The organism is Priestia sp. FSL W8-0524 (assembly GCF_038005965.1).
GTDB lineage: Bacteria > Bacillota > Bacilli > Bacillales > Bacillaceae_H > Priestia > Priestia zanthoxyli.
This window is the reverse complement of sequence record NZ_JBBOUG010000001.1, coordinates 3,079,977-3,103,892: the sequence shown is the minus strand read 5'-3', so window position 1 is coordinate 3,103,892 and position 23,916 is coordinate 3,079,977. Positions and strand designations below refer to the sequence as shown.

General features: G+C 39.1%; 33 protein-coding genes. 25 read left to right on the top strand and 8 right to left on the bottom strand.

The features are described 5' to 3' along the window. Positions 1–316: 316 nt before the first annotated feature. On the top strand, positions 317–631 hold the full coding sequence (locus tag NST66_RS16105) for an MGMT family protein (protein ID WP_034263833.1): 315 nt from the start codon (positions 317–319) through the stop codon (positions 629–631). Positions 632–665: 34 nt separating this feature from the next. Here the strand turns inward: NST66_RS16105 and NST66_RS16100 are convergent, their stop codons facing one another. Both NST66_RS16100 and NST66_RS16095 read right to left on the bottom strand, forming a co-directional pair. Next, positions 666–800, bottom strand: a complete 135-nt coding sequence (locus NST66_RS16100) for a hypothetical protein (RefSeq protein WP_260506398.1) — start codon at positions 798–800, stop codon at positions 666–668. Between the two features lie 108 nt (positions 801–908). Next, positions 909–1,526: a LysE family translocator gene (locus NST66_RS16095; protein ID WP_047750410.1), complete on the bottom strand. Its 618-nt coding sequence runs from the start codon at positions 1,524–1,526 to the stop codon at positions 909–911. Positions 1,527–1,663: 137 nt separating this feature from the next. On the opposite strand from NST66_RS16095, the gene NST66_RS16090 reads away from it, so the two are divergent. The 5 genes from NST66_RS16090 (at position 1,664) to NST66_RS16070 (ending at position 5,670) form a co-directional block, all read left to right on the top strand. Then, entirely contained in the window at positions 1,664–2,209 is a 546-nt protein-coding gene (locus NST66_RS16090; RefSeq protein ID WP_340843510.1) for a cupin domain-containing protein, read from the top strand. Between the two features lie 170 nt (positions 2,210–2,379). Continuing rightward, the gene (gene bla / locus NST66_RS16085) at positions 2,380–3,312 is read left to right on the top strand and encodes a class A beta-lactamase (RefSeq protein WP_340843509.1); all 933 of its coding nucleotides are present in this window, start codon (positions 2,380–2,382) and stop codon (positions 3,310–3,312) included. Positions 3,313–3,410: 98 nt separating this feature from the next. Further along, complete coding sequence (locus tag NST66_RS16080) at positions 3,411–3,674, top strand: excalibur calcium-binding domain-containing protein (RefSeq protein ID WP_340843508.1); 264 nt, start codon at positions 3,411–3,413, stop codon at positions 3,672–3,674. A gap of 248 nt (positions 3,675–3,922) precedes the next feature. Beyond that, on the top strand, positions 3,923–5,317 hold the full coding sequence (locus tag NST66_RS16075) for an NCS1 family transporter (protein ID WP_340843507.1): 1,395 nt from the start codon (positions 3,923–3,925) through the stop codon (positions 5,315–5,317). Between the two features lie 203 nt (positions 5,318–5,520). Then, entirely contained in the window at positions 5,521–5,670 is a 150-nt protein-coding gene (locus tag NST66_RS16070) for a hypothetical protein (RefSeq protein WP_013058052.1), read from the top strand. Between the two features lie 80 nt (positions 5,671–5,750). Here NST66_RS16070 and bglA read toward each other — a convergent pair whose 3' ends face one another. Together bglA and NST66_RS16060 are read right to left on the bottom strand one after the other, a co-directional pair. Continuing rightward, positions 5,751–7,190, bottom strand: a complete 1,440-nt coding sequence (gene bglA / locus NST66_RS16065) for a 6-phospho-beta-glucosidase BglA (protein ID WP_340843506.1) — start codon at positions 7,188–7,190, stop codon at positions 5,751–5,753. A 13-nt stretch (positions 7,191–7,203) separates the two neighbouring features. Next, the gene (locus NST66_RS16060; protein WP_088567521.1) at positions 7,204–9,087 is read right to left on the bottom strand and encodes a beta-glucoside-specific PTS transporter subunit IIABC; all 1,884 of its coding nucleotides are present in this window, start codon (positions 9,085–9,087) and stop codon (positions 7,204–7,206) included. Between the two features lie 168 nt (positions 9,088–9,255). Here NST66_RS16060 and NST66_RS16055 point away from each other — a divergent pair, with 168 nt between their 5' ends. The 3 genes from NST66_RS16055 to NST66_RS16045 all read left to right on the top strand — a co-directional run bounded on the left by NST66_RS16055 (position 9,256) and on the right by NST66_RS16045 (position 10,832). Beyond that, entirely contained in the window at positions 9,256–9,966 is a 711-nt protein-coding gene (locus tag NST66_RS16055) for a GntR family transcriptional regulator (protein WP_071272700.1), read from the top strand. 168 nt (positions 9,967–10,134) lie between these two features. Further along, entirely contained in the window at positions 10,135–10,317 is a 183-nt protein-coding gene (locus NST66_RS16050) for a hypothetical protein (protein WP_224357928.1), read from the top strand. A gap of 23 nt (positions 10,318–10,340) precedes the next feature. Continuing rightward, the gene (locus NST66_RS16045) at positions 10,341–10,832 is read left to right on the top strand and encodes a GNAT family N-acetyltransferase (protein WP_340843505.1); all 492 of its coding nucleotides are present in this window, start codon (positions 10,341–10,343) and stop codon (positions 10,830–10,832) included. Between the two features lie 31 nt (positions 10,833–10,863). On the opposite strand, the gene NST66_RS16040 is transcribed toward NST66_RS16045, so the two are convergent. Continuing rightward, a complete protein-coding gene (locus NST66_RS16040; RefSeq protein WP_340843504.1) occupies positions 10,864–11,757 on the bottom strand; it encodes a DMT family transporter in 894 nt (297 codons plus the stop codon). A gap of 114 nt (positions 11,758–11,871) precedes the next feature. On the opposite strand from NST66_RS16040, the gene NST66_RS16035 reads away from it, so the two are divergent. From NST66_RS16035 to NST66_RS15975, 13 genes are all read left to right on the top strand, one after another. Then, entirely contained in the window at positions 11,872–12,744 is an 873-nt protein-coding gene (locus NST66_RS16035) for a LysR family transcriptional regulator (RefSeq protein ID WP_071272708.1), read from the top strand. Between the two features lie 130 nt (positions 12,745–12,874). Further along, positions 12,875–13,654 carry an enoyl-ACP reductase FabI gene (gene fabI / locus NST66_RS16030; RefSeq protein ID WP_071272710.1) on the top strand — a complete coding sequence of 260 codons (780 nt, stop codon included), beginning with the start codon at positions 12,875–12,877 and terminating at the stop codon, positions 13,652–13,654. Positions 13,655–13,955: 301 nt separating this feature from the next. Beyond that, complete coding sequence (locus NST66_RS16025; protein ID WP_045290693.1) at positions 13,956–14,273, top strand: hypothetical protein; 318 nt, start codon at positions 13,956–13,958, stop codon at positions 14,271–14,273. A 344-nt stretch (positions 14,274–14,617) separates the two neighbouring features. Continuing rightward, the gene (locus NST66_RS16020; protein ID WP_088048719.1) at positions 14,618–14,983 is read left to right on the top strand and encodes a sulfurtransferase; all 366 of its coding nucleotides are present in this window, start codon (positions 14,618–14,620) and stop codon (positions 14,981–14,983) included. Then, positions 14,973–15,233: a metal-sensitive transcriptional regulator gene (locus NST66_RS16015; protein WP_071272714.1), complete on the top strand. Its 261-nt coding sequence runs from the start codon at positions 14,973–14,975 to the stop codon at positions 15,231–15,233. Before NST66_RS16020 ends, NST66_RS16015 begins: the two co-directional genes overlap by 11 nt. Positions 15,234–15,325: 92 nt before the next feature. Next, entirely contained in the window at positions 15,326–15,553 is a 228-nt protein-coding gene (locus tag NST66_RS16010) for a sulfurtransferase TusA family protein (protein WP_071272716.1), read from the top strand. A gap of 46 nt (positions 15,554–15,599) precedes the next feature. Beyond that, positions 15,600–16,082 carry a DsrE/DsrF/DrsH-like family protein gene (locus NST66_RS16005; protein ID WP_071272718.1) on the top strand — a complete coding sequence of 161 codons (483 nt, stop codon included), beginning with the start codon at positions 15,600–15,602 and terminating at the stop codon, positions 16,080–16,082. A gap of 27 nt (positions 16,083–16,109) precedes the next feature. Beyond that, positions 16,110–16,466 carry a rhodanese-like domain-containing protein gene (locus NST66_RS16000; protein ID WP_340843503.1) on the top strand — a complete coding sequence of 119 codons (357 nt, stop codon included), beginning with the start codon at positions 16,110–16,112 and terminating at the stop codon, positions 16,464–16,466. A 22-nt stretch (positions 16,467–16,488) separates the two neighbouring features. Next, positions 16,489–16,785, top strand: a complete 297-nt coding sequence (locus tag NST66_RS15995) for a rhodanese-like domain-containing protein (protein ID WP_071272722.1) — start codon at positions 16,489–16,491, stop codon at positions 16,783–16,785. Between the two features lie 55 nt (positions 16,786–16,840). Next, positions 16,841–17,392 carry a sulfurtransferase TusA family protein gene (locus NST66_RS15990; RefSeq protein ID WP_071272724.1) on the top strand — a complete coding sequence of 184 codons (552 nt, stop codon included), beginning with the start codon at positions 16,841–16,843 and terminating at the stop codon, positions 17,390–17,392. Positions 17,393–17,454: 62 nt separating this feature from the next. Continuing rightward, entirely contained in the window at positions 17,455–18,582 is a 1,128-nt protein-coding gene (locus NST66_RS15985; protein ID WP_340843502.1) for an MBL fold metallo-hydrolase, read from the top strand. A gap of 24 nt (positions 18,583–18,606) precedes the next feature. Beyond that, the gene (locus tag NST66_RS15980) at positions 18,607–18,831 is read left to right on the top strand and encodes a sulfurtransferase TusA family protein (protein WP_042992027.1); all 225 of its coding nucleotides are present in this window, start codon (positions 18,607–18,609) and stop codon (positions 18,829–18,831) included. A gap of 70 nt (positions 18,832–18,901) precedes the next feature. Next, the gene (locus NST66_RS15975) at positions 18,902–19,678 is read left to right on the top strand and encodes a sulfite exporter TauE/SafE family protein (RefSeq protein ID WP_088048714.1); all 777 of its coding nucleotides are present in this window, start codon (positions 18,902–18,904) and stop codon (positions 19,676–19,678) included. Between the two features lie 26 nt (positions 19,679–19,704). Here NST66_RS15975 and NST66_RS15970 read toward each other — a convergent pair whose 3' ends face one another. The 3 genes from NST66_RS15970 to NST66_RS15960 form a co-directional block, all read right to left on the bottom strand. Further along, a complete protein-coding gene (locus NST66_RS15970) occupies positions 19,705–19,881 on the bottom strand; it encodes a hypothetical protein (RefSeq protein ID WP_168761041.1) in 177 nt (58 codons plus the stop codon). Positions 19,882–19,974: 93 nt separating this feature from the next. Next, positions 19,975–20,514, bottom strand: a complete 540-nt coding sequence (locus NST66_RS15965; RefSeq protein WP_340843501.1) for a DUF2812 domain-containing protein — start codon at positions 20,512–20,514, stop codon at positions 19,975–19,977. Continuing rightward, positions 20,515–20,841, bottom strand: a complete 327-nt coding sequence (locus tag NST66_RS15960; protein WP_340843500.1) for a PadR family transcriptional regulator — start codon at positions 20,839–20,841, stop codon at positions 20,515–20,517. Between the two features lie 498 nt (positions 20,842–21,339). Between NST66_RS15960 and NST66_RS15955 the strand changes: the two genes are divergently transcribed. From NST66_RS15955 to NST66_RS15945, 3 genes are all read left to right on the top strand, one after another. Further along, positions 21,340–22,542 carry an aminotransferase-like domain-containing protein gene (locus NST66_RS15955; protein WP_088048638.1) on the top strand — a complete coding sequence of 401 codons (1,203 nt, stop codon included), beginning with the start codon at positions 21,340–21,342 and terminating at the stop codon, positions 22,540–22,542. Between the two features lie 5 nt (positions 22,543–22,547). Continuing rightward, entirely contained in the window at positions 22,548–23,150 is a 603-nt protein-coding gene (locus NST66_RS15950) for a dienelactone hydrolase family protein (RefSeq protein WP_221777928.1), read from the top strand. 105 nt (positions 23,151–23,255) lie between these two features. After that, positions 23,256–23,870 carry a GNAT family N-acetyltransferase gene (locus NST66_RS15945; protein WP_340843499.1) on the top strand — a complete coding sequence of 205 codons (615 nt, stop codon included), beginning with the start codon at positions 23,256–23,258 and terminating at the stop codon, positions 23,868–23,870. The last annotated feature ends 46 nt before the right edge of the window (positions 23,871–23,916 follow it).

The following is a 23,916-nucleotide window of genomic DNA, read 5'->3' as shown; positions in this document are numbered from 1 at the left end:
TTCGTCAGCATCAATTTGAAATTGTACTAGTATCTACTGTTTATCTTATCATGTAACGCTTCTACGTACTTTGCTGTGTTGATTTCTGTAACGTTTTTATAATCATAGTGTCATAAATAAGGGATAAGCTGCCACTCGCGCAAAGATTTGCTAGTTGAAGAATAGGAAATACAAGCATTTACCTGAAGAATGTTGCACAATGATGAGCGTACTTCTTATGTATTATCTTATAATGTTGCTGAAGAAAAATCGAGTGATTACTTCACGGTTTATTAATTATGGTAATGTTGTACTAAACAATAAAAGGAGGGACAGCATGAGTTTTACAGAGCGAGCAGTAGCCCTTATTAAACAAATTCCTCGCGGGAAAGTCATGACATACGGACAAATTGCCCGCCTGGCTGGAAGCCCTCGAGGTGCAAGACAAGTTGTACGAGTACTGCACTCAATGAGTAAGAAACATAATCTTCCCTGGCACCGAGTCATCAATTCCAAAGGAGAAATTGGATTTAAAGATGAAGAAATGCATGTTGTCCAAAAACTTTCACTCGAAGCGGAAGGAATACTCGTTTCTTCGGATGGAAGACTTGATCTTAAAGTCTATCTCTATGAACCTGACGTGCATAAATAACAATTGAGATAAATGATTGAGTATGAATTGCTTGTTACACGCCTGTTGATTTCCGTGCAAGACTTCGCTTTCCGCAGGCGGCCGCTGAGCCTCCTCGTCGCTTGCGCTCCTGCGGGGTCTCATCTATTCCGCTTTTCCTGCATGAGTCTTCGCCTTGCCCTTCAATCACCAGCTAGAAGCACCTGCATTTACCCTACTAATAAAAAAATCCGAATGAGTTTGATTCTCCATCAAAAATCAAACTCATTCGGAACTTTCTTCAACTAACATACTTTTGTTATTTATGTTTTTCAAAAGCGAGCTTTAATCCAAATCCGATTAACACGACGCCCGTTGCTTTATCCATAAAGCGCTGCACGCTAGGTGTTGTAAGCCATTTTCGTAAATAGTTAATAAAAAAGACGAATACGAAAAACCACGTGATCGCAAGGATCGTATACGTTATTCCCATAAGAAGCAATTGAAGCGTTACGTTTTGATCAGTTTGAACAAATTGAGGTAAAAAAGTTAAGAAAAACACCGCTACTTTTGGATTAAGAACATTTGAGACAAGGCCTTGACGAAAAGCGGATGTTTCTTTTGACTGCTCCTCTTTTTCAGAAGAAGATGCATTGCTTTTTTTAGAAAGGAAGGCAGAGATGCCTAAGTACATTAAGTAAAGGGCTCCTGCGTATTTTACGATTTCAAATGCCAGAGCTGACTGAAGGAGAAGAGCTGATAAGCCAAACGTGGCGGCGAGCGTATGAACTAAAGAGCCGCTCGCTAATCCTAAAGCCATTTTATAGCCGCCCGTTTGTCCGTCTGCCATCGTTCGTTTCGTGATAAGGGCGGTATCGATACCAGGGCTCATAATAACAAACAATGTAAGAACCAAAAAGGTCAAGATGTCGTTCATTTTTTTCTTCCTCCTCGCTGTGATAAAATTAAAATATACTTTATTTATTAAATATAATTTAACACACTTAACTCAGTTTATTAAGTTTAATTTAATAAAATTAAATATAATTAAACATCTTTTACGGAGGAATCATCATGGAAAACATAGATATTGGAAAAAAAGTAGAGAAATTTCGAAAAGAAAAGGGACTAAGCAGTCGTGAATTAGCAAAATTAGCGGATATCACGCCGTCTATGCTAAGTCAAATTGAACGAGGGTTAGCTAATCCGTCTATTTCAACGCTTAAGATTTTAGCTAAATGCCTCGACGTGCCTACTTTTAGCTTTTTGCTTGAAGACATAAATACCTCTCATTTAGTCGTACGGTCAAACGAGCGTAAAACGATGAAGGTAAAAGAGTTAACGTATTCGCTAGTATCACCAGATTTTACTGGAAATCTAGCTACGGCAATTATGGAAGTACCGCCGATGATGGCTTCATCAGAAACTCCTTTAGCACATAAAGGAGAGGAAGTGGCGTACGTCTTAGAAGGGAAAATTAAAGTGTATTTGGAAGAGGAAGTATATGTGCTAGAAAAAGGAGATAGTGTCAAAATCCCTTCGCATCTGAATCATAAATGGGAGAATACGTTTGAAGAGAAAGCGGTTATTTTATTTTCCGTTACGCCGCCTGTTTTTTAAAGTACTTACGGCTTTTATACTGCTCACCTTCAGTGTGAGACACTTTTATTATATAAATGTGATAAAACTATCATGTTTGTAAGAGTAAACAATTGATAAAATAGCATTGTTGGTAATCTCTACCTAAGAGAATACATACTAAATACTTTTTTGAAAGGTGTTGAAAGGTAATGAAGACATGGAAAAAGATGTTTCGCGCTTCAAAGCTCCAAAAAATGCTGCCTGTATTCGCTCTTTCGTGCGCGGCGGTTGTAGGCTTTTCAAGCAGCGAGGTACATGCTGAAACGGTAAAATGTCAAAGACAAGAAACTAAAAGTGATCGAGAGTTTGCTAAGCTTGAAGACAAATATGATGCGAATCTTGGTGTTTTTGCATTAGATACGGGTACAAATAAAACGGTCACGTATCATCCAGACGAGCGTTTTGCTTATACGTCTACTCATAAGGCTCTCGCTGTCGGTGCACTTTTACAGCAGAAGTCAATCGAAGATCTCAACGAGCGAATCTTTTATACGCGCGATGACCTTGTGAACTACAATCCAATTACAGAAAAACATGTTGATACAGGCATGACTCTTCGAGAACTCGCGGATGCATCGCTTCGCTACAGCGACAATACGGCAGGGAACTTAATTCTGCAGCAGCTGGGCGGACCGGACGGATTTAAAGAAGCTTTAGAAAAAATAGGGGACAATGTAACGCTGCCTGAACGGTTTGAACCGGATTTAAATGAAGTGAATCCAGGAGAAACCCACGATACAAGTACACCAAGAGCACTCGCTACAAGTCTTCAAACGTACGTACTTGGACAGGCACTTCCTGCAGAAAAGCGTGAACTTCTAACGGATTGGATGAAGCGAAATACAACAGGAGATGCGTTAATACGAGCGGGCGTGCCAAAAAGCTGGGAAGTAGCCGATAAGACAGGCGCAGGCTCCTACGCGACGCGAAATGATATTGCCGTCCTTTGGCCGCCAAACGGAGATCCAATTGTTCTTGCAATCCTTTCCGATCGCACGGAAAAAGATGCGGAGTATAATGATAAACTAATTGCAGAAGCGGCTAAACAAGCGGTCAAGGCTCTTAAAGTTACTCATAAATAAAAAATTGGATAATAATAGTTTAAATGTAAAAAAGATTGAAAAGATTGATAGAACATTCTATTATTAATTAGACAAAATATAGGAAGGAAGCATCTGTTATGAAAAAGATTTTTCCAATTGTTCTATCTTTCGGTTTATTAACAAGCGTATCTTTTAGCACAGCTTCAAACGTAGATGCGGCAGCTAAGTCTTACAAAAACTGCACGGAATTAAACAAAGACTATAAAGGCGGCGTAGCTCGTGCGGCTAATGTGAAAAATAAAGGCGGTAAAACAAAGTACAAGCCGTACGTATCAAAATCACTGTATGATGCCAATATAAAGCTAGATCGAGATAAAGACTATATTGCCTGTGAAAAATAAATACTAGCTGACTCATCCAAGCGCTTACAATAAGCGCTTGGATTTTTTATTATCATCAGCTCTTGTACGTTACGGGATCAAGTTTCCATAACAATTAGTCAAATCGCACAAAATAATATCAGAAAATTCACATAAATAATGATGAACTTGCGTTAAAATTCGTATACACTATGTACATGTTAAGTTAACTAACATTAGATGTTACGTTTGAAAGTAAAAACATCATAAAAAAAGGAGTTGAACGTATAGTGTCTACAAACGCAACAAGTTCCGTTATAGAAGAGGTGTATGCTTATCAAGATAGTGGTCTTGATCCGTCACTAAAGCCAAAAGCGGAAAGTGGTCGAAAGCTAACTCCGATGTCTTATATGTTTATGTGGATTGGAGACGGCGTTAATTTAGGAAATATGACGCTTGGAGCGAGCTTAGTAGTAGCAGGTACTGCGGTATTAAATCTTTTTCAAACGTTTGTGGCAGCGATTATTGCCATTGGTATTATTTCTACTTTTTTTGTATTAAACGATCGAATTGGCTATAAGACCGGCATACCGTATGTGATGCAGCTTCGAATGTCTTTTGGAATAAAAGGATCCGTCATCTCGTCTCTTTTACGAGGCATTCCAGCGATCATTTGGTATGGTTTCCAAAGCTGGACAGGCGGTACGGCTTTAAACGAAATTGGGAAAATTGTGAGCAAAGGGTCTTTTGACAATCTTGTTCTTTGTTTTATTATCATTCAGCTGCTGCAAATCGTGCTTTCTCTGTACAGCTTCCATGCGGTTAAATGGGTAGAGATGCTTGCTTCAATCATCATACTGCTTGGCCTTGTTTACGTATTTGGCGTTCTTTTAACTTCTCATAGTGAGGTAGTAGGGGAGAAGTGGGTACATACAAAAGGTTCATGGGGACTTCCGTTCTTTTCTTTCATTATGATGTTCATGGGGAATTATGCAGCGATTTTTCTAAGCGCAGCCGATTACTCTAGAGAACTGAAGCCAGGAATTAGCGACACAAAGCGCGGATTTTTATACTTTACACCGATTCTAATAGCCTACGGATTTGTTCTTACAATCGGGGCAATGCTTGCTGCTGCTACGGGTATTTCCAATCCTGTCAAAGCGTTCGCGGTTGTAGTGGATAATTCATATATTACTGTCGCTGTATCGGCATTTATTGTAATTGGCGTGATTGCCGTTAATATGGTGGCAAATATTATTCCGCCTACGTATGTGATTACGCTGCTGACAAAAGCAAATTATAAAGTGGCGGTTACCATTACCGGACTGCTTGCTTTTTGTTCATTCCCTTGGGTGCTTGTTCAAGATTCATCAGCTGCAGGACTTGGAATGTTCATTTTAATTTACTCTGCTTTTTTAGGTCCAATTGTTTCTATTTTACTAGTCGATTATTATATTTTACGGAAACAAAGAGTAAATGTAGAAGAATTGTATCAAGAAAAAGGGCCGTTTTCCGGCTACAATCCGTGCGCCATGCTTGCGATGCTCATCGGTGCAGGTGCTGCGTTTATTGAAGTCGATTTAGGCTGGATTATAGGAGTTGTGGTCGCAGGAGTCGCGTATATTCTTTTGACGAAATTTACTTTTAAACATTCAAAATTTAAAAAAGGAACCATCTTTGAATAACAACCTTCCCTCGATAAAAGCCTTTGCTTGCCGCAAAGGCTTTTTGTTTGTCTTTCAGCACGTCAGATTAAATCTCTTTGTCTAGTTTCCTAAAAAGTGGGTAAAGTAAAGAAGAGTAAAAAGTAACCTCTATTAGGAGTTGCTTTGAACAGGAGCGCATCTAATGTATCGCATCAATCATAGCTTAAAGGAGAGGGCAGAGTATGTATGAATTTAGAGTGTATACTCTTCGAGATGGAAGCGAAAAGGTAATCAAAACGCTGAAACATGAATCGTTTGCGGATGAAATTCAACGAGCGGGAATTAAGCAAACAGAAATTGCGCAAACGCAGCTAGTAGATAAACCGAGATAAGGCATTTGCATTTATTTTTACACGTTTTAAAAAAGCCGGTTTCCTGTGTCTTCACGCAGGAAACCGGCTTTTCTGATTTCTTATAGTTCTTCACCGTTTGTTTTAATCACCTGTTTATACCAGTTAAAGGAATCTTTTTTATAGCGCTCCATCGATCCGTTTCCTTCGTTGTCACGGTCGACATAAATCATGCCGTATCGTTTTTTCATTTCGCCTGTTGTAAAGGAAACAATATCAATAATTCCCCACGGCGTGTAGCCCATTAAATCAACACCATCGTACGTTACAGCTTTTTCTAACGCTTCGATGTGCGATTTTAAATATTCAATTCGCGAGGCGTCATGAATGGAACCGTCTTCTTCAACCGTATCAATCGCGCCAAATCCGTTTTCTACGATGAATAATGGAATTTGATAGCGGTCGTAGAAACGATTTAACGTATAGCGTAAGCCCGTTGGATCGATCGACCAGCCCCAATCACTTGATTTGATATAAGGGTTTGCTACGCCGTTTGGCAATCCGCCGTTTACGATATCGCCCGTGTTGTCAGCTTCAACGTCGCTTTTAACAGTGGTTGACATGTAATAGCTGAAGCCTAAATAGTCCACTTTTCCATTTCGTAAAATTTCTTCATCGCCTTCTTCAAACGGAATGTGATAGCCTTCTCGTTCGAATTCTTTTAATGCATAGCTCGGGTAATAGCCACGAACTTGAACGTCAGGGAAGAAGTAGCGCTGTCTCATTGTTTCTTCTGCTAGCATCACATCTTCAGGGTTTGAAGAATACGGATAAATTGGCACATGTGAGACCATTGCTCCGATTTGGAAATTTGGATTAATTTCTTTTCCTTTTGATACGGCAAGAGCGCTTGATAGCAGTTCGTGATGTCCCGCTTGATACATCACTTCTTTTGCGTTTTCACCCGGTTTTACAGAAACGCCGGAGTTCGTCCATAGAAAAAGAGGGTTGTTTACATCCATTTTGTTGTTGATTTCATTAAACGTCATCCAGTACGTAACTTTGTCTTTATAGCGGTCGAAACAAACTTCAGCGAACTTCACAAAGCAATCTACCGTTTTTCTGCTTCTAAATCCTCCGTATTCTCGAGCTAAATGCAGGGGCATTTCAAAATGAGACAGCGTAATAACCGGTTCAATTCCGTGCTTTAATAGTTCATCAAATACATCATCGTAGAATTTTAGTCCTTCTTCGTTTGGCTCAGCTTCATCGCCTTTAGGAAAAATACGGCTCCAGCCAATAGACGTTCGCAAACATTTTAAGCCCATTTCTGCAAAAAGTGCGATATCTTCTTTGTAGCGGTGATAAAAATCAATTGCTTCGTGATTTGGATAAAATTTATCATCTTCCACTGTTTCAGTGATTTGTCGCGCTACACCGTGCGCACCTGCAGTCATAACGTCTACTACGCTTGGTCCTTTTCCGCCTTGGTTCCATCCACCTTCAAATTGATGAGCTGCTAATGCGCCGCCCCATAAAAAATTCTTTGGCATCTTTGTCATTGTTAGTTCCTCCTTATTTCACTACGGTAAATAATGTTTGATTCAGCCCGCTATTTTCAATATCTTCAACGATTACTTCTCGATAAGCGCTTGAATTTGTGATAATAACAGGGGTAATGGTTTGCAATCCTTGTGTTTCAATAAATTCTTTATCAAATTCTATTAGTAAATCGTCTTTTTTAAATTTTACACCGTCTTCTACATGCACGGTAAACGGCTTGCCGTCTAACGTAACGGTATCTAATCCAATATGAACAAGTAATTCAACGCCGTATTCTGAACGAAGGCCGATGGCGTGCTTCGTTGGTGCTACCATAACAACCGTTCCGTCAAAAGGTGCATAAAGCTTATTATCTGAAGGATCAATCGCTAATCCTTCTCCCATCGCACCTGAGCTGAATACTTGGTCTGGTACGCTAGAAAGAGGAATGACTTTTCCGCTAAACGGCGCGCTGATCGTTTCTTCATTTTCATTCGGGTTACTTACAGCCACTTCTTTTAAAGCTGAAGTAGCCGCATCTTTTGCTGCATCTTCTCCGTAACCAAATACTTGAATAAGCACAACGGGAAGAATAATTGCAATGGCACATCCAATCAAAATTCCCCAGATTGACATCGGGTAGTCTTGGCTAATACCGTTTACAATTGTCAACGGTCCGGGCAGGCCTGCGTAAGCAAAGTAGTAAGGGTGAAAGAAGCTTGCTACAACAGCGCCAATAGCGCCTGAAACGCATCCAAAGATAAACGGCTTTTTAAAACGTAAATTTACACCGTAAATAGCTGGCTCTGTAATACCAAATAATCCTGTTATTCCGGCTGATACGCTCACTTTACGTGCTTCTTGGCTTTTTGCTTTTAAAATAACCCCAAGTACCGCTCCGACTTGAGCTACCACGGCAATTGTTTGATACGCTTGAAACGAGTCTCTGCCGTTTAAATCAAAGTTTGCAAGCACCATCGGCGTAATTCCCCAGTGTACCCCAAAGATCACAACAATTTGCCAGAAGCCGCCAATAATTGCTCCAGCTAAGGCAGGTACGTTTTCAGCTAAAAAGTTATAGCCGTGAGCGATTCCGTTAGCTCCCATCGTTGTAACGGGGCCAATGAGTAAAATCGTTATAGGAACCATAATCACCATACATAAAAACGGAACAAACAGCGGTCTAACGACTTCATGAATGCTCTTATTTAGGAACCTTTCAAGATAAGACAAAATCCATACTAAAAATAAAGGCGGTAAAACAGAAGAAGTATAGACCGTTTCCGATAGAGAAAGACCTAAAAACGTAATGCTGCTTCCGTCGGCAATTTTGGCTGCCATTTCTGCCCATGTTGGACTGACTAATGCGGCACAGCACGCCACTGCGATGTAGGTGTTGGTTTTAAAATGCTTGGATGCTGTAATGGCAATAAAAATAGGTAAAAAAACAAATGGTGCCCATGAAATGAAGCTTAATACTTGATACGTGCCTGTTTTTGCAAAGCTGCTAGAGACTAAATTAATTAAAATTAACGAGCCCTGCAAAATTCCTGCTGCTGCCAAGATGTATACAAACGGCGCAAACACAGCAGACATCGTAGCAATCACGCGATTTAAGATTGTCCCTTTGTTTTCAGTTTGCTCCTCTGTGGTATCCAAGTTTACTAAACTAGCAAACTCTTCATAAACGTCTCCCACGTGTTGCCCAATAACAACTTGAAACTGTCCGCTGTTTTCAACCACCGTAATGACACCGGGCATAGAAGACACCGTGCGTTTGGCTTCTGGCTTGGAACGTTTTAACACAATTCGCAGCCTTGTGGCACAGCGTGTAGCGCTTACAATATTTTCTTCGCCGCCCACCGCATCTAAAATGTCTGACGCAAGCTTGTGATAATCTCTAATTTTACCTCCCATACGTTTAACCCCCTTGTTGAGTATACGCTTTCAGTATAATTGTATCGATACAATTTATCAATACCCAAATAAAATAATAATCAATAAATAATTTAAGTTTAGGGTATGCAGTTAGATTATGGTATAATCGTGTTATTCTCGAGACAAATTCAGTAAAGAGGTATAGCTATGATTAAATACCAACAAATTGCAATTGAAATTGAAACCTATATTGAAGAACACAAGCTTCAGCAAGGAGATAAGCTGCCGGTATTAGAAACGCTGATGGTGCAATTCAAGGCGAGCAAAAGTACCGTAACAAAGGCCTTAGATCTGCTAGAGAAAAAAGGCGTTGTTTTTCAAGTGAGAGGAAGCGGCATTTTTGTCCGCCGTCATAAGCGAACAGGATATATCGGCTTGCTTTCTAACCAAGGATTTACAAGCGAACTAGAAGATTTTCATTTAACATCGGAAGTGATTGAGCTAGATGTACGAAAGCCGACGCAAGAAGCCGCGTTAAATTTAAACATAGCCGAAGATAGCGACGCGTATTACGTCAAAAGAGTACGGTATATTAACGGCCAGACGCTGTGTCTAGAAGAATCATTTTATAATAAATCCATCGTTACATACTTAAATAACGAAATTGTGTCAGAGTCTATTTTTCATTACATTAAAGAAGGGCTCGGCTTAAAAATTGGTTTTTCTGATCTATATCTTCACGTTGGTAAGCTGAACAGAGAAGAAGCGAAGTACCTAGGATTAAAAGAAGGCGATCCTAAATTATTTATTGAAACACTCTTTCACTTAGCCAACGGACAGCCGTTTGATTTTTCAAAAGTAACGTATAACTACGAACAGTCTCAGTTCTTTTTACAAGCAACAAGTCACGTTTTATAAAAAAGTGCCCGTCTCTCAATTAGGCAGGACGAGAGGCAGGCACTTTTTTTCATTTCTTCGATAAAAATATGAAATAAGATAAAGATTGTAATAAATAGGAAATTCTTATACGATAAAATGGTTACAGGATTTATAGAGATAAGGAAATGAGATGCGAAGTTGAAAAAGATGCTGAGTTATCTTATTCCCATGCTTTTTATGTTTGGTTTGCTTTCTATGAATTTATTTCAGCCGACTAAAGGTGATTTTATCGCTGTAGGTGGAATATCGATTTTTGCAGGTACCGTAATTAGTTTTATAATGAACATAGGTCATGCAGTATTAAAAACAGTCAAAAGTAAGATGGAGTAAACTGATTAGAGGCGGTGGAGGTTTTGAGTGAAAGTATCATTATTCAGCCATATACTAGCAAGTATCAACAGCAAGTAGTGGATTTAATTCTTCATATTCAGCAGCAAGAATACCAAATTCCAATAACGGAAAAAGATCAGCCTGATTTATTTGAAATCGAAAGCTTTTATCAACGGGGAAACGGAAATTTCTGGGTGGCTGTTTGCAACGAAAAAGTAGTAGGAAGCGTAGCTTTAATAGACATTGGCAGCCGTCAAGTAGCGCTGCGGAAAATGTTTGTAGCAAAGTCCTATAGAGGAGCAAACTTCAAAACAGCTTACCGTTTATTACATACAGCTATCGCGTGGGCCAAAGAGAAAGAAGTGGAAAGAATATACTTAGGAACCACCTTACAATATAGGGCTGCCCATCGATTTTATGAGAAAAATGGATTTCAAGCTATAGAGAAAGAAAAGCTGCCTGCGAATTTCCCGGTGATGAACGTAGATAAAAAGTTTTATACATATGGGGTATAAAATGAGCCACTAGATTCTTATCTAGCGGCTTTTACTTTGGCAATGTCTCTTGATAATGAACTCTTTTTTTCAATAGTAAATCGTCTAACTGAGCAATTAAAATCCCCGCGACTACAATAACAGAACCAATCAGTTCTTTAAGCGTAAACAGCTCGTGCAAAAAGAGAACGGCAAACAGCGAAGCAAAAATCGGCTCTGTTGCAAAAATAAGACCTGTGTGAGTAGGCGTTGTGTAGCGCTGCGCAATGGCTTGACAAATGAATCCAATCGCGCTGCAAAGAACGCCAAGACCTAAAATCGCAATCCATGATGATAAAGTAGCTGGAATGCTGGGGTGTTCAAATAAAAAGCTGCAAATCAGTGCAAATAATCCAGCAAACCCTAGCTGTAAAATGCCGAGAGCAATTGGATTTTCGTTTTTCGTAAACGTGCCGGTCAGCGTAATATGAATGGCATAACATAGCGCCGTTCCAATGCAAAGTACATCACCAGTATTCATATGAAAGGAGTGCTTTAAAGTTAAAACACCTATACCGGTTAGGGTAACGATAACTCCAAGTCCAATCGGCCAAGAAGGAAGCTTCTTTACTAGCAGGCAGTTGAGCAATGGAACAAAAATGACCGTTAAACTGACAAGAAATCCGGCATTTGAAGCAGACGTCATGCTGACGCCAAACGTGACAAATGAAAAAACTGAAAACAGTAAAAAGCCTAAAATAGCTGATGATAAAATCGTTTTGCGCGTAATATGTAGTAACGGCTTATAGAAAAACAGTCCGGCAATCAAAAAAGCAATTAAACATCTAAGTGCAATGATAGTAAATGACCCGAGCGAACTCAGCCCCATTTTCATAAATACGTACGACATGCCCCAAAATACATTTACACCAACCATCATCATATTTGCTCGTGTGCGGTAACTCACGTTCAACCCTCCATTGTTTATGATGTACTCACAGTATACAAAGGAATTTGATATTAATAAAATGAATCTTTATAATGATGAACGTGAATTAAATTCATGTTAAGGCGGGAGAAAATGAGCTTAGTGAAATATGAAATTTTAAACAAAGTAGCGGAAGTGAGAAGCTTTACAAAAGCGGCAGATGCGCTGGCGCTCACGCAGTCAGCGGTCAGTCATGCTATTACAAATCTTGAAACAGAATTTGGATTTCCGCTTGTGAATCGAAACAGATCAGGTATTACCTTAACAACAGAAGGCGAAGCGATGCTTCTTGCTATTCGGAAAGTGCTCCAAGAAAATGAAAAAGTTCATCAAGAAGCAGCCAGTCTCTTAGGTCTTGCAAAAGGAACCATCAAAATCGGTATTTTTAAAAGCGTATCGACCAAGTGGCTCCCCGAAATTATTCAGCTGATGGAAAAAAACTACCCTGAGATTCAAATTCAGCTTAAAGAAGGCGATTACCTTGAAATTGAACAGTGGCTGCTGAGCGGAGAAATAGACTGCGGCTTTATCAACATTACGCATTCAAGTCAATTTCATATTATTTCTTTAAAAAAAGACCGGCTGCTGTGCGTCGTATCAAATCAAAGTGCTTTGTATCATCAAAAAACCGTTTCCTTTAAAGATTTAGAGAAAGAACCGTTTATTATGCCTACGTACGGCGGATATCATGATGTTAAGCAATTGTTTGAAGAACAGGGGATTCAGCCTGAAATTCGCTTTGAATTAATGGATGAAAGTGCTATCCTATCGATGATTACGCATCACTTAGGCATTAGCATTTTACCTGAAATGCTTTTAGATGCTATACCACAAGAGCTGCGTGCCATTCCGTTTCAAGTGGATAGCTACCGTTCAATTGGTCTAGCTACTCGTTATCATCTCTCGCCTGCGGCTGAGAAATTTGCTGAAACAACACAGACATGGCTGCAGAAGTCGGACAAATAAGAGGTCATTTATAGACCAAAATCGGTTAATTCATAAGACTCTTAGGAACTAAGCGCATCTTTGTGCTATAATAAAGCTATACAATTACCTATTAGTCATCATCGATGACTAATTTTTTTTGGAGGATAATATGGAAGATTTATTACAATTAAAGAACAAGAACATTGTGATTATGGGAGTTGCCAACGACAGAAGTATTGCTTGGGGTGTCGCAAAAGCCCTTCATCAAGTAGGAGCAAACTTAATTTTTACATACCGTAAAGAACGTTCACTAGGAAAGTTGAACAAGCTTTTAGAAAAAAATGAAATTCAAGCTAAATTAATTGCAGAATGCGACGTAAACAGCGATGAAAGCATTGAAGCGGCGTTCAAAAAAATCGGAGAAGAAGCGGGCACAGTTCACGGAGTGATTCACTCTGTTGCGTTTGCTCATTCAGAAGATCTAAACGGCGAGTTTATTAATACGTCAAGAAGCGGATATGCATTTGCTCAAGACACAAGCGCTTATTCATTTATCGCTGTAGCGAAAGCAGCAAAACCTCTTATGACAGAAGGCGGTTCTCTTGTAGCAATGAGCTATCTTGGTGCAGAACGTGCAGTTGAAGGCTATAATGTAATGGGCGTAGCGAAAGCAGCGCTTGAGTCTTCAGTAAAATACTTAGCATTAGACTTAGGAAAAGACAACATCCGCGTAAATGCGATTTCAGCAGGCCCAATTCGTACGCTTGCAGCAAAAGGCATTTCTGACTTTAACCAAATTCTTCACAAAGTTGAAGAAAAAGCACCTCTTAAGCGTAATGTAACGCAAGCAGAAGTTGGCGACATGACGGTTGTATTACTGAGCCATCTTTCACGCGGCGTAACAGGAGAAATCGTACACGTAGACGCTGGTTACAATATTGTAGGTTAATTCCAAAACACCTTCTCGAATGAGAAGGTGTTTTTTTCATGAGAAGACAAATGCATCCCAAAACACATAGACCTCTTAAAGAAATATTATTAGCAATAAGGTGAATCATAAGAAATATTCATTCTATATTTCTAGATAAATGTGTGCTTCTACTTATAAAACAAGAGCTCATGTCTATAAGTAAAGACAAGAAATATGTAATTTAGTTCATAATTAATCAAACGCCTATATTTTAAAATAGATAAGCTCTAAATTCTAAAAAGAACATATGATGTGGCAAAGGAAAAGGAGTTGACGAAATATGCATCAAGGACAGCAACATTACATTCCATGGGAACAATGGCATCATCAGCATCCTCAAGGCACGTGGAATCAATGGCATCAGCAACATCCTCATGTACCTTGGGAGCAGTGGCATAAACAGTATCCGCACGGCACATGGAATCAATGGCATCAACAACATCCATACACACCTTGGAATCAATGGCATCAGCAGTATCCGCACGGTTCGTGGAATCAGTGGCATCAGCAAAATCCATATGTGCCATGGAATCAGTGGCACCAGCAGCATCCACACAGTTCGTGGAATCAATGGCATAATATTTATCATCAAAGCTAATCAGCTTTTTCACACAAAAGGTCCAGTTCCCAAGGAGAACTGGACCTTTTGTGCGCAGATGGTGAATGGCGCAGTAAGCTTATTTTTTAGTAATTTATATGAGCCCAGGTGATGCATGAAAACGGAAAAGTCTGTTTGGTCTATAGGGGAGGGGGTACACACAGTAAAGGAGATTAAAGAAAACATTCATGATTCCTAAGGTGTATAAAGTGGATTGATTCGTATGAAAGGATTCATGTAAATAAGTAAAATTAACTATAATTTTCTCGCTTGACAATATACCTATAGGGGTATAATATAAAGCGTGTAAACAACATCAATTCAATAGCAAGGCGGTGATTGTTATGCTCTATATAGCAGTATTGTTGCTTGCTACTTTATTTATTGCATACAGACGTTATTATCCTGTTAAAGGAATACAGTGCTTACGGGAATCTGAAGCAAAAAAACTTGGGCGAACGGTTGTAGATATTCGTCATTATCATGAAGTTCATGATTCGATTAGTATAGTTATTCCGTATGCGTATCTCAAACGCTTTTATTCAGAAATTCCACAGGGAAGCGTTCATCTGATTGCTGGAGATAGAGTGGAATTAAATTTAGGCGTACGGTTCTTACGAAAAAGAGGTTTTCAAGTGCGCAGCTATGAGTTAGCAGCGTGTAAGTGTCAACGTAAAGGAAAGAAAGGGGTATTCGATTATGGAGTATAACCAACAAGTGAAAAATCGGCTGCGCCGAATCGAAGGGCAGTTAAAAGGCGTGCTTAGCATGATGGAACAAGGAAAAGACTGCCGAGACGTCGTGACTCAATTATCTGCTGCAAGAAGTGCCATTGATCGCACAATGGGAGTTATTGTGAGCAGCAATCTTGAACAGTGCGTCAGAGAAAGCCTTCAGCATGGAGAGCCAACGGAAGGGTTAGTGAAAGAAGCTGTACAGCTGTTAGTGAAAAGTCGTTAATCATTGTCACCTTGTTTAAGGTTGACGAATATCATTATTTAGTATAATATACCCTTACGGGTATATGTATATAAAAAGGAGAGATAAATACTATGAAAATTGATCATGTCTTAGATGCAAAAGGATTAGCTTGTCCAATGCCAATCGTAAAAACAAAAAAAGCAATGGATACTTTAACAACAGGCCAAGTATTAGAAGTGCAAACAACAGATAAAGGTGCGAAAAGTGATTTAACAGCGTGGGCAAAATCGACAGGACACGAGCTTATTGATTTTAAAGAAGAAGGCAGTACATTTATCTTTTACATTCAAAAGAGCTAATTTTTTTAAATTCAAATATACCCCATAGGGTAATAGGAGGAGCAACATGACTGAGCAAAAGAAACGAACAACAATTGTATTATTTAGCGGTGATTATGACAAAGCGATGGCAGCTTATATTATTGCTAACGGAGCGGCTGCTTATGACCATGAAGTGACAATATTCCATACGTTTTGGGGATTGAATGCGCTTCGTAAAGAAGAAATGGTGCCGGTGAAAAAAGGATTTTTAGAAAAGATGTTTGGCAAAATGATGCCGCGCGGTGCGGATAAAATGGGCTTATCTAAAATGAACTTTGCAGGTATGGGGCCTAAAATGATTAAAAATGTCATGAAAAAGCATAATGCCCTAACGCTGCCGCAGCTTATCGAAATGGCACAAGAACAAGATGTGAAGCTAGTGGCTTGTACAATGACGATGGATCTTCTAGGGTTACAGGAAAAAGAGCTGCTAAATAATATTGAATATGCAGGCGTAGCGGCGTATTTAGCTGACGCAGAAGACGGAAACGTAAACTTATTCATCTAAAAGATAGCTTATGAAGCGAGGGTCAATATGATTATCAATGCGCTTATTTTCGTTTTTCTGCTGTGGTTTTTGTATCAGCGTTTTGCACCAGTAAAAGGTATTCAGCAGATAGCCACAACGGAATTAAAAGCAAAGTTAAAAAATAAAAATAACCAGTTTATCGACGTGCGAACACCGCATGAATTTCGCACCAAACATATTAAAGGATTTCGAAACATTCCGTTATCAGAACTGCCAGCGCAAACAGGACAGCTTTCAAAAGACAGAGAAGTAGTCGTTATTTGTCAAAGCGGAATGAGAAGTATGAAAGCAAGTAAACTGTTGAAAAAGCAAGGTTTTACATCTATCACCAACGTTAAAGGCGGCATGAATACGTGGAGATAAATCAAAAAGGAGGAGAAGTAGCGTGAAGACAATAGTAGCACAAGAAGTAGAACAATTAGTAAAAAAACAAGAACAAATTCACATTTTAGATGTGCGTGAAGTAGAGGAAGTAAAAATAGGTAAAATTCCAAACGCGTTAAATATCCCGCTTCCTTTGTTGGAATTCCGTATGCATGAGTTAGACAAAGCAAAGAACTACATTGTCGTCTGTCGTTCTGGAGGCAGAAGCGGAATGGCAGCTCGTTTTCTTGAGCAGCAAGGCTACAGTGTAACGAATATGACAGGCGGAATGATGGAGTGGAAAGGGGAAACGGTCTAATTTTTTTGGATAAAAATATACCCCTACTAGTATTTGAACCAAGGAGGAAAAAGAAATGATGCAAGCAAACTTCGTATTAGATGCAAAAGGGTTAGCATGTCCAATGCCAATTGTAAGAACAAAGAAGAAAATGAATGAATTAGAAGCAGGTCAAGTGCTGGAAATTCAAGCAACAGATAAAGGCTCTACGGCTGACTTACAAGCATGGGCAAAAAGCACAGGTCACGAGTATTTAGGTACAGAGACAGAAGGTGACGTTCTTCACCACTTTCTTCGTAAAGGCGGAGCTGAAGAAAACGTAACGCCAATTCCTGAAATTTCATTAGAAGAATTTGCGAAAAAAGTAGAGAATGATGAACATCTTCATATTTTAGACGTGCGTGAAGTAGAAGAATATGATGAGGCTCATATTCCAGGGGTGGTTCATATTCCGCTTGGCGAAGTAGAAAAACGTTCGAAGGAATTAAATAAAGAGAATGAAATTTATATTATTTGCCACTCTGGAAGACGAAGTGAAATGGCAGGTCAAACGATGAAAAAGCAAGGATTTAAAAACGTAATTAACGTGGTTCCTGGTATGCGTGACTGGACGGGTAAAGTAGAATAATCAATTGAGCATAGCGAATTAAAAAATTTTGATAGTTCATATACCTAAGGAGGTATTTTAATATGACAGTGCATGTGCTTACTGCTAAAGAAGTTACAGCTAAAATTATTAATAAAGAACCGCTATTTATCTTGGACGTTCGTAACGAAAATGATTTTAGCGATTGGAAAATTGAAGGTCATCAATTTCAGCATTTAAATGTTCCATACTTCGATCTTTTAGACGGAGTAGAAGAAATCTTAGAAAAAATCCCTTCGGATAAAGAAGTGTTAGTTGTCTGCGCCAAAGAAGGTTCATCAGTGATGGTAGCTGACATGCTTTCAGAAGCGGGTCTTACCGTATCGTACCTAAAAGGAGGTATGAAAGCGTGGAGTGAATATTTAGAGCCTGTTAAAGTCGGCGATTTAAAAGACGGTGGAGAGATTTATCAGTTTGTTCGTATCGGTAAAGGATGCTTATCTTATATGATCGTATCAAACGGGGAAGCGGCTATTATTGATGCGACGCGTATGGCAGATGTGTACATCAATTTTGCCAAAGAACTTGGTGTCACTGTTAAGCATGTGTTTGATACGCACCTTCATGCAGATCACATTTCAGGAGGAAGAGTCATTGCGGAAGCAACAAATGCAGCGTACTGGCTGCCTCCAAAAGATGCAGAAGAAGTGATTTTTGACTACAAGGCTTTAGAAGAAGGCAGCGATGTCGTGATTGGTAACACAACCATTACGATTCAGCCTCTTTATTCACCGGGTCATACGATTGGATCCACTTCTTTTATCGTAGACAATCAATACTTGCTTTCAGGAGATATTTTGTTCATCGACTCAATTGGGCGTCCTGATTTAGCTGGTATGGCTGAAGACTGGGTAGGCGATTTGAGAGAAACGCTTTATACACGCTATAAAGCATTGTCAGATGAGTTAATCGTATTGCCAGCTCATTTTATGATGATTGATGAGCTAAATGACAACGGCAGCGTAGCTGAAAAGTTAGGTACGTTGTTTGCGAAAAATCATGGATTAAACATTAAAGATGAAGCAGACTTCAGACACTTAGTAACAGATCATTTACCGCCGCAGCCAAATGCGTATCAAGAAATTCGTGAAACCAATATGGGGAAAGTAAGTCCAGATGAAGAAAAACAGCGTGAAATGGAGATTGGACCAAACCGCTGTGCAATTCGCTAAAACCTAAACAAAGGAGAGAGAGAAATGGAATCAAATAAAGTACTAGATGCAAAAGGGCTGGCATGTCCAATGCCAATTGTTAAAACAAAAAAAGCAATGAATGAACTAGAAGCAGGTCAAGTGTTAGAAATTCACGCAACGGATAAAGGGGCGAAAAATGACCTTGCAGCTTGGGCAAAATCTGGCGGTCACGAGCTTCTTCATACAGAAGAAGGCGACGTTCTTAAATTTTGGATTAAAAAAGGATAAGAAATAATGGACGAAAAGGGTATCTCTTGTAAAAGGTACCCTTTCCTTATATGAAATGGAGCGACTATAGATGGATCTTACCTTTATCATCACGCTTTTTCTTATTGGATTTATGGGGTCGTTTATTTCCGGTATGGTCGGTATTGGCGGGTCTGTTATTAATTATCCGATGCTGTTGTATATTCCCCCATTGGTAGGAGTCGGAGCATTAACGGCTCATCAGGTCTCAGGTGCAGGAGCCATTCAAGTATTCTTTGCGACAATAGGCGGCGTATGGGCGTATCGAAAAAGCGGATTTTTAAATAAATCATTAATTTTATATATGGGCAGTAATATTCTAATTGGGAGCATGCTTGGAAGCTACCTCTCACATTATATGAGTGAACAAGGATTAAATGTTGTATATGGAGTTTTAGCTCTTATTGCTGTTGTTATGATGTTTATTCCAAAGAAAAATGTAGATGAGATAAAAGAAGGCGAACTTCAATTCAATAAAGGGTTAGCTTCTATTTTATCACTGCTTATCGGAGCCGTAGCAGGCGTGTTAGGAGCAGGAGGAGCCTTTATTTTGGTTCCTGTGATGCTTGTGGTGCTTAAAATTCCAACTCGAATAACCATCGCAACTTCACTGGCCGTTACCTTCATTTCTTCCATTGGTTCAACGGTTGGAAAGCTGGTGACGCATCAAGTCCCATTTATACCGGCACTTATTTTAGTTGCTGCAAGTTTAATTGCCTCTCCAATCGGTGCAAAAGTTGGTCAGAAAATGAATACAAAAGTGCTTCAGTGGATTCTTGCCGGTTTGATTTTAGCAACGGCAATTAAGATTTGGTGGGGGCTACTATAAAAAGCTATGGATTCCCATAGCTTTTTTTATAGCACTTCATCGCTTTCCACATACGTTTCAAGTGCAGGATGAAATTCTTTTTGATAGTGGTTAGACGGACACACCTTCACTACCGTAGCGTGAAGTGCGTTAGATTTTGATGTATTTAACACTTGCTTGCATTTAGGGCATCGTTCATTAAACAGTAAATGAAACCATTTCACTTTTCATCACTCCTGTACTAAAACCTTTAAATCTTATCGAGTTAATAAGGATTATAAAGGGTTTTATACGGCAGGTCAATGAAAAGGGAATTTTTAAATGTTACGAAGTTTTTTTAACTTATGCTGATACGCTAGGTAAGGAAGTCCTGGAAATATTAGAAGCACTGTTGAAATTATTAATAAAATGTCGCTAATCATTCCTACTGCTTCCGGTAGCCAGCCGTATGAGCTCATAGCGTTAAAAAGCAGAAAAAACACCATAGCAACAAGAATAGATAGCGCTGCTTTCCCTACGAGATGCTTTTCTCGTTTGTATCTGTCAATAATGGTCTCTATATCGGAATAGATAGGTTTTGTTCCCGGAGGTGCGCTGAAAATATGTATTGCATTCCCCTCTGAACAAACGTGCTGCCATCCAGCATCTTTAAAAAGCAGAAAATATTCATCATCTGCATTTTCCTGAAAATCCAGTGAATATTGAAGGTCTTGAGGCTCTCCTTTTTTTAAGATATATCCTAAAAATGCAAAACGATCTAAAAGCCAGCCTTTTTTAGCATACTCGCTGAGCTTTTGTAAATCTTCTTGCTCTGCAAAAGCCGTTCCGCCGCTCATTATGTATTTTGTCTTTTTCATTTATAAACCTCCTAAAGCATCTTCAGCGTGTTTAATCATTTCTTTACGGCGCTGAATTTCTTTTTTTAAAAACTGAATTCCTTTTTCCGTTGTAACATACGTTTTCTTTTTGTCTTTGCTTTCGCTAAAAAGCATAATTAACTCAGCTGCAAGAAGCTTTTTAATTGTAGTGTACATAGATGCAGGTCCAATCGAAAACTGTTGATTGGTCATATCTTCAATCGTTTTCATAATAAGATATCCGTGTTTTGCTTCTAAGAGCGACACTAAGATGTAGTAGGACGTGTCGGTAAGTTCCCCCGTCTCTAATGAATCGTTTCGCGGCATATTCAACCTCCTTATATCATTAAACGATATATCGTTAATTAATATATATCATTTAATGATATATATAGTCAATAGAAATTGTTAAATTTTAGGTTTAGAATTGCCTAATGAACCTATTTAACGAGTAGAAAGGGAAAGAAATCTTACAAAATAGTTTACTAAGATAAATATATTTGTATAAAAAATTAAGAATTTGTAGAATTTATTGTTTATTTATTTGAATTTTATGTTATCCTTTTTAACATACATTAAATATAAGGCCATAATTATCGTACGACCTTTGATTTGTATTACAAATAGTGAATGAGAAAAATATATTGAAAGGAGAAAGGGAGAATCAGAAAGCATGCACATGCTAGTTGTCTGTTAAAAAGGCATCTTGCAAGCTGTAAAAGCTGTCTGATTTTATGGATAGAAGAGTGCACTTTAATTTTTCTGACTATTCGAATAATTAATTTGTTATTAAAAGTTTAAAATCTAGAAAAGGAATGATCATCAATGAAAGATAAATTTGCCCAACGAGCTAGTCTTGTAAAATCCTCTGAAACACGCGAAATTTTAAAAGTAACGGAACGACCAGAAGTCATTTCGTTTGCAGGAGGACTTCCCGCGCCGGAACTGTTTCCCGTTGAAGCAATGAACGATGCGTGCCGCGCCGTATTAAATGAAGACGGAGCCGCTTCGCTTCAATATAGTACAACTGAAGGGTATATTCCTTTACGAGAAGCCATTTCGACACGAATGAAGCATATCGGCATTGAGTCCACTGTTTCAAACATTTTAATTACGTCCGGATCTCAGCAGGCAATTGATCTTACAGGAAGACTGTTTCTTGATGACGGAGACGTGGTAATCTGTGAAAGTCCAACGTACCTAGCAGCCATCAACGTCTTTAAATCCTACAATGCAACGTTTGTAGAAGTAGACATGGACGAAGACGGAATGATTATGGAAGAGCTAGAGAAAAAGCTTCAGGAAAATCCGCATGCTAAATTTATTTATACAATTCCTGATTTTCAAAATCCTACAGGGCGCACCTTAACGCGCGAAAGACGTCAGCGAATGATTGAGCTTGCGAATGCATACGACGTGCTGATTGTAGAAGACAATCCATACGGAGGCGTTCGATTTGCAGGAGAAACGCTGCCGCCGGTTAAGCATTTTGATACAGAAGGCAGAGTTATTTATATCAGCACATTTTCTAAAATCTTTGCACCAGGTCTTCGAATCGGCTGGGTGTGTGCAGACGAAGCTTTCATTGATAAGTACGTGGCGTTTAAACAAGTGGCTGACTTGCATACAGACAGCTTTGCTCAGCGGGTAACGGCTAAGTACATGGAGCTTTACGATATCGAAGAGCACATTCAAAAAATCAAAGCCGTATACAAAGAGCGATGTACGCAAATGTTATCGTGTATTGAAGAATTTTTCCCAGAGAATTTGTCTTACAGTAAGCCAGAAGGCGGATTGTTTATTTGGGTGGAACTGCCCCAAGGAATCGATTCAGCACATATCTTTTCAGAATGTCTAAAAAATAACGTAGCCTGCGTGCCGGGAACTCCTTTCTTTCCAAACGGTACAAGAAACAACGCGCTGCGCTTGAATTATTCCAATATGTCTGCGGAGCAAATCGTAGAAGGCATGAAGCGCATGGGAGACGTATTGCACCGTGAACTGGCGAGAGAAACGACTGTTTTATAAAAGAAATGAAAAAATCAAATAAAGCGATTTTATTAATTCATGAAATATACGGTGTGAACGATCATATGAAGTTGATGAAAGAGAAATTGTCTAAGTTAGGGGCAGATATTATCTGCCCTAACTTATTATCTAGAGACATTTCTTATAGTTATGAAGAAGAAGCAATTGCTTATCAGAACTTTGTTCAAAACATTGGGATTGACGAGGGTTCAAAACAAATTACTAACATGTTAATTCAGCTAAAACAAGAATATGAAGAAGTAGGGATCATGGGATTCAGTGTAGGAGCCACAATATCGTGGCTATGCAGTGAAAACAATTTGTGTAACTTTGTGATTGGCTGTTACGGATCGCGCATTAGAGACTATATAAATAGACGTCCTGTCTGTCCAACTCTTCTTATTTTTCCTACTAAAGAGGAAGCATTTAACGTGGACTATCTAATAAATTCATTAAAGCAAAAAAGAGAGCCGCTTTTGGAAGTTAAAAAGTTTCACGGCTTTCACGGGTTTATGAATCCTTTTTCACAAACCTTTAATAAAGAATCAGCGGACCAAGCCTTCCAATCAATAAGTGATTTTCTCGAAAAAAACTTAGCTGATAACTAGTATTATGCTGAAAGTGATACCCTACAATAAGCAGAAACTGACCCTTTTTCAGTACGTATACCTGTATTAACATTTTCTTTAAACGCATCGAAAAGGAGCGAGGTTATGCTAAAGTCAGTTGAACTTGTAGGACCCAAAGTAAAACTAGTACCGCTTGAAAAAATGCATGAGCAAGGACTCTATGAAGCTGCAAAACCGAAAGAAATTTGGGAGCATCTCCCGGTAAAAGTTTATCGTCTAAGTGATATGAAACGGCTGATCGCAAGTGCTTTAAAAGCAAAGCAGGAAGGAAGAGAGCTGCCTTTTGCTGTGTTTGATATAGAGTCACATTCGATTGTAGGAAGCACAAGATTTTTAGATATATCACTTCCCAACAAAAGTGTCGAAATAGGGTGGACGTGGTATCATCCATCCGTGTGGCGAACTCGAGTCAATACGGAGTGTAAGTATTTATTATTAAAATACTGTTTTGAAGAGCTGAAGCTTCACCGCGTTCAATTCAAAACGGATGTGCGAAACAAGCGGTCTAGAGCGGCTATTAAACGGTTAGGTGCCACGCAAGAAGGCATCACCAGAAAACACATGGTTTTACCTGATGGATACGTACGAGATTCGGTTATTTTCAGTGTAATTGATGACGAGTGGCCGTTTGTCAAAAAGCGACTAGAAGGTTTTTTACATGCAGCCAGTCAGGGAAATAAAGAAAATGCCAGCAATTAATGACATGTAAAGATAAAAAGCACAAGCTATAGCTTGTGCTTTTTAT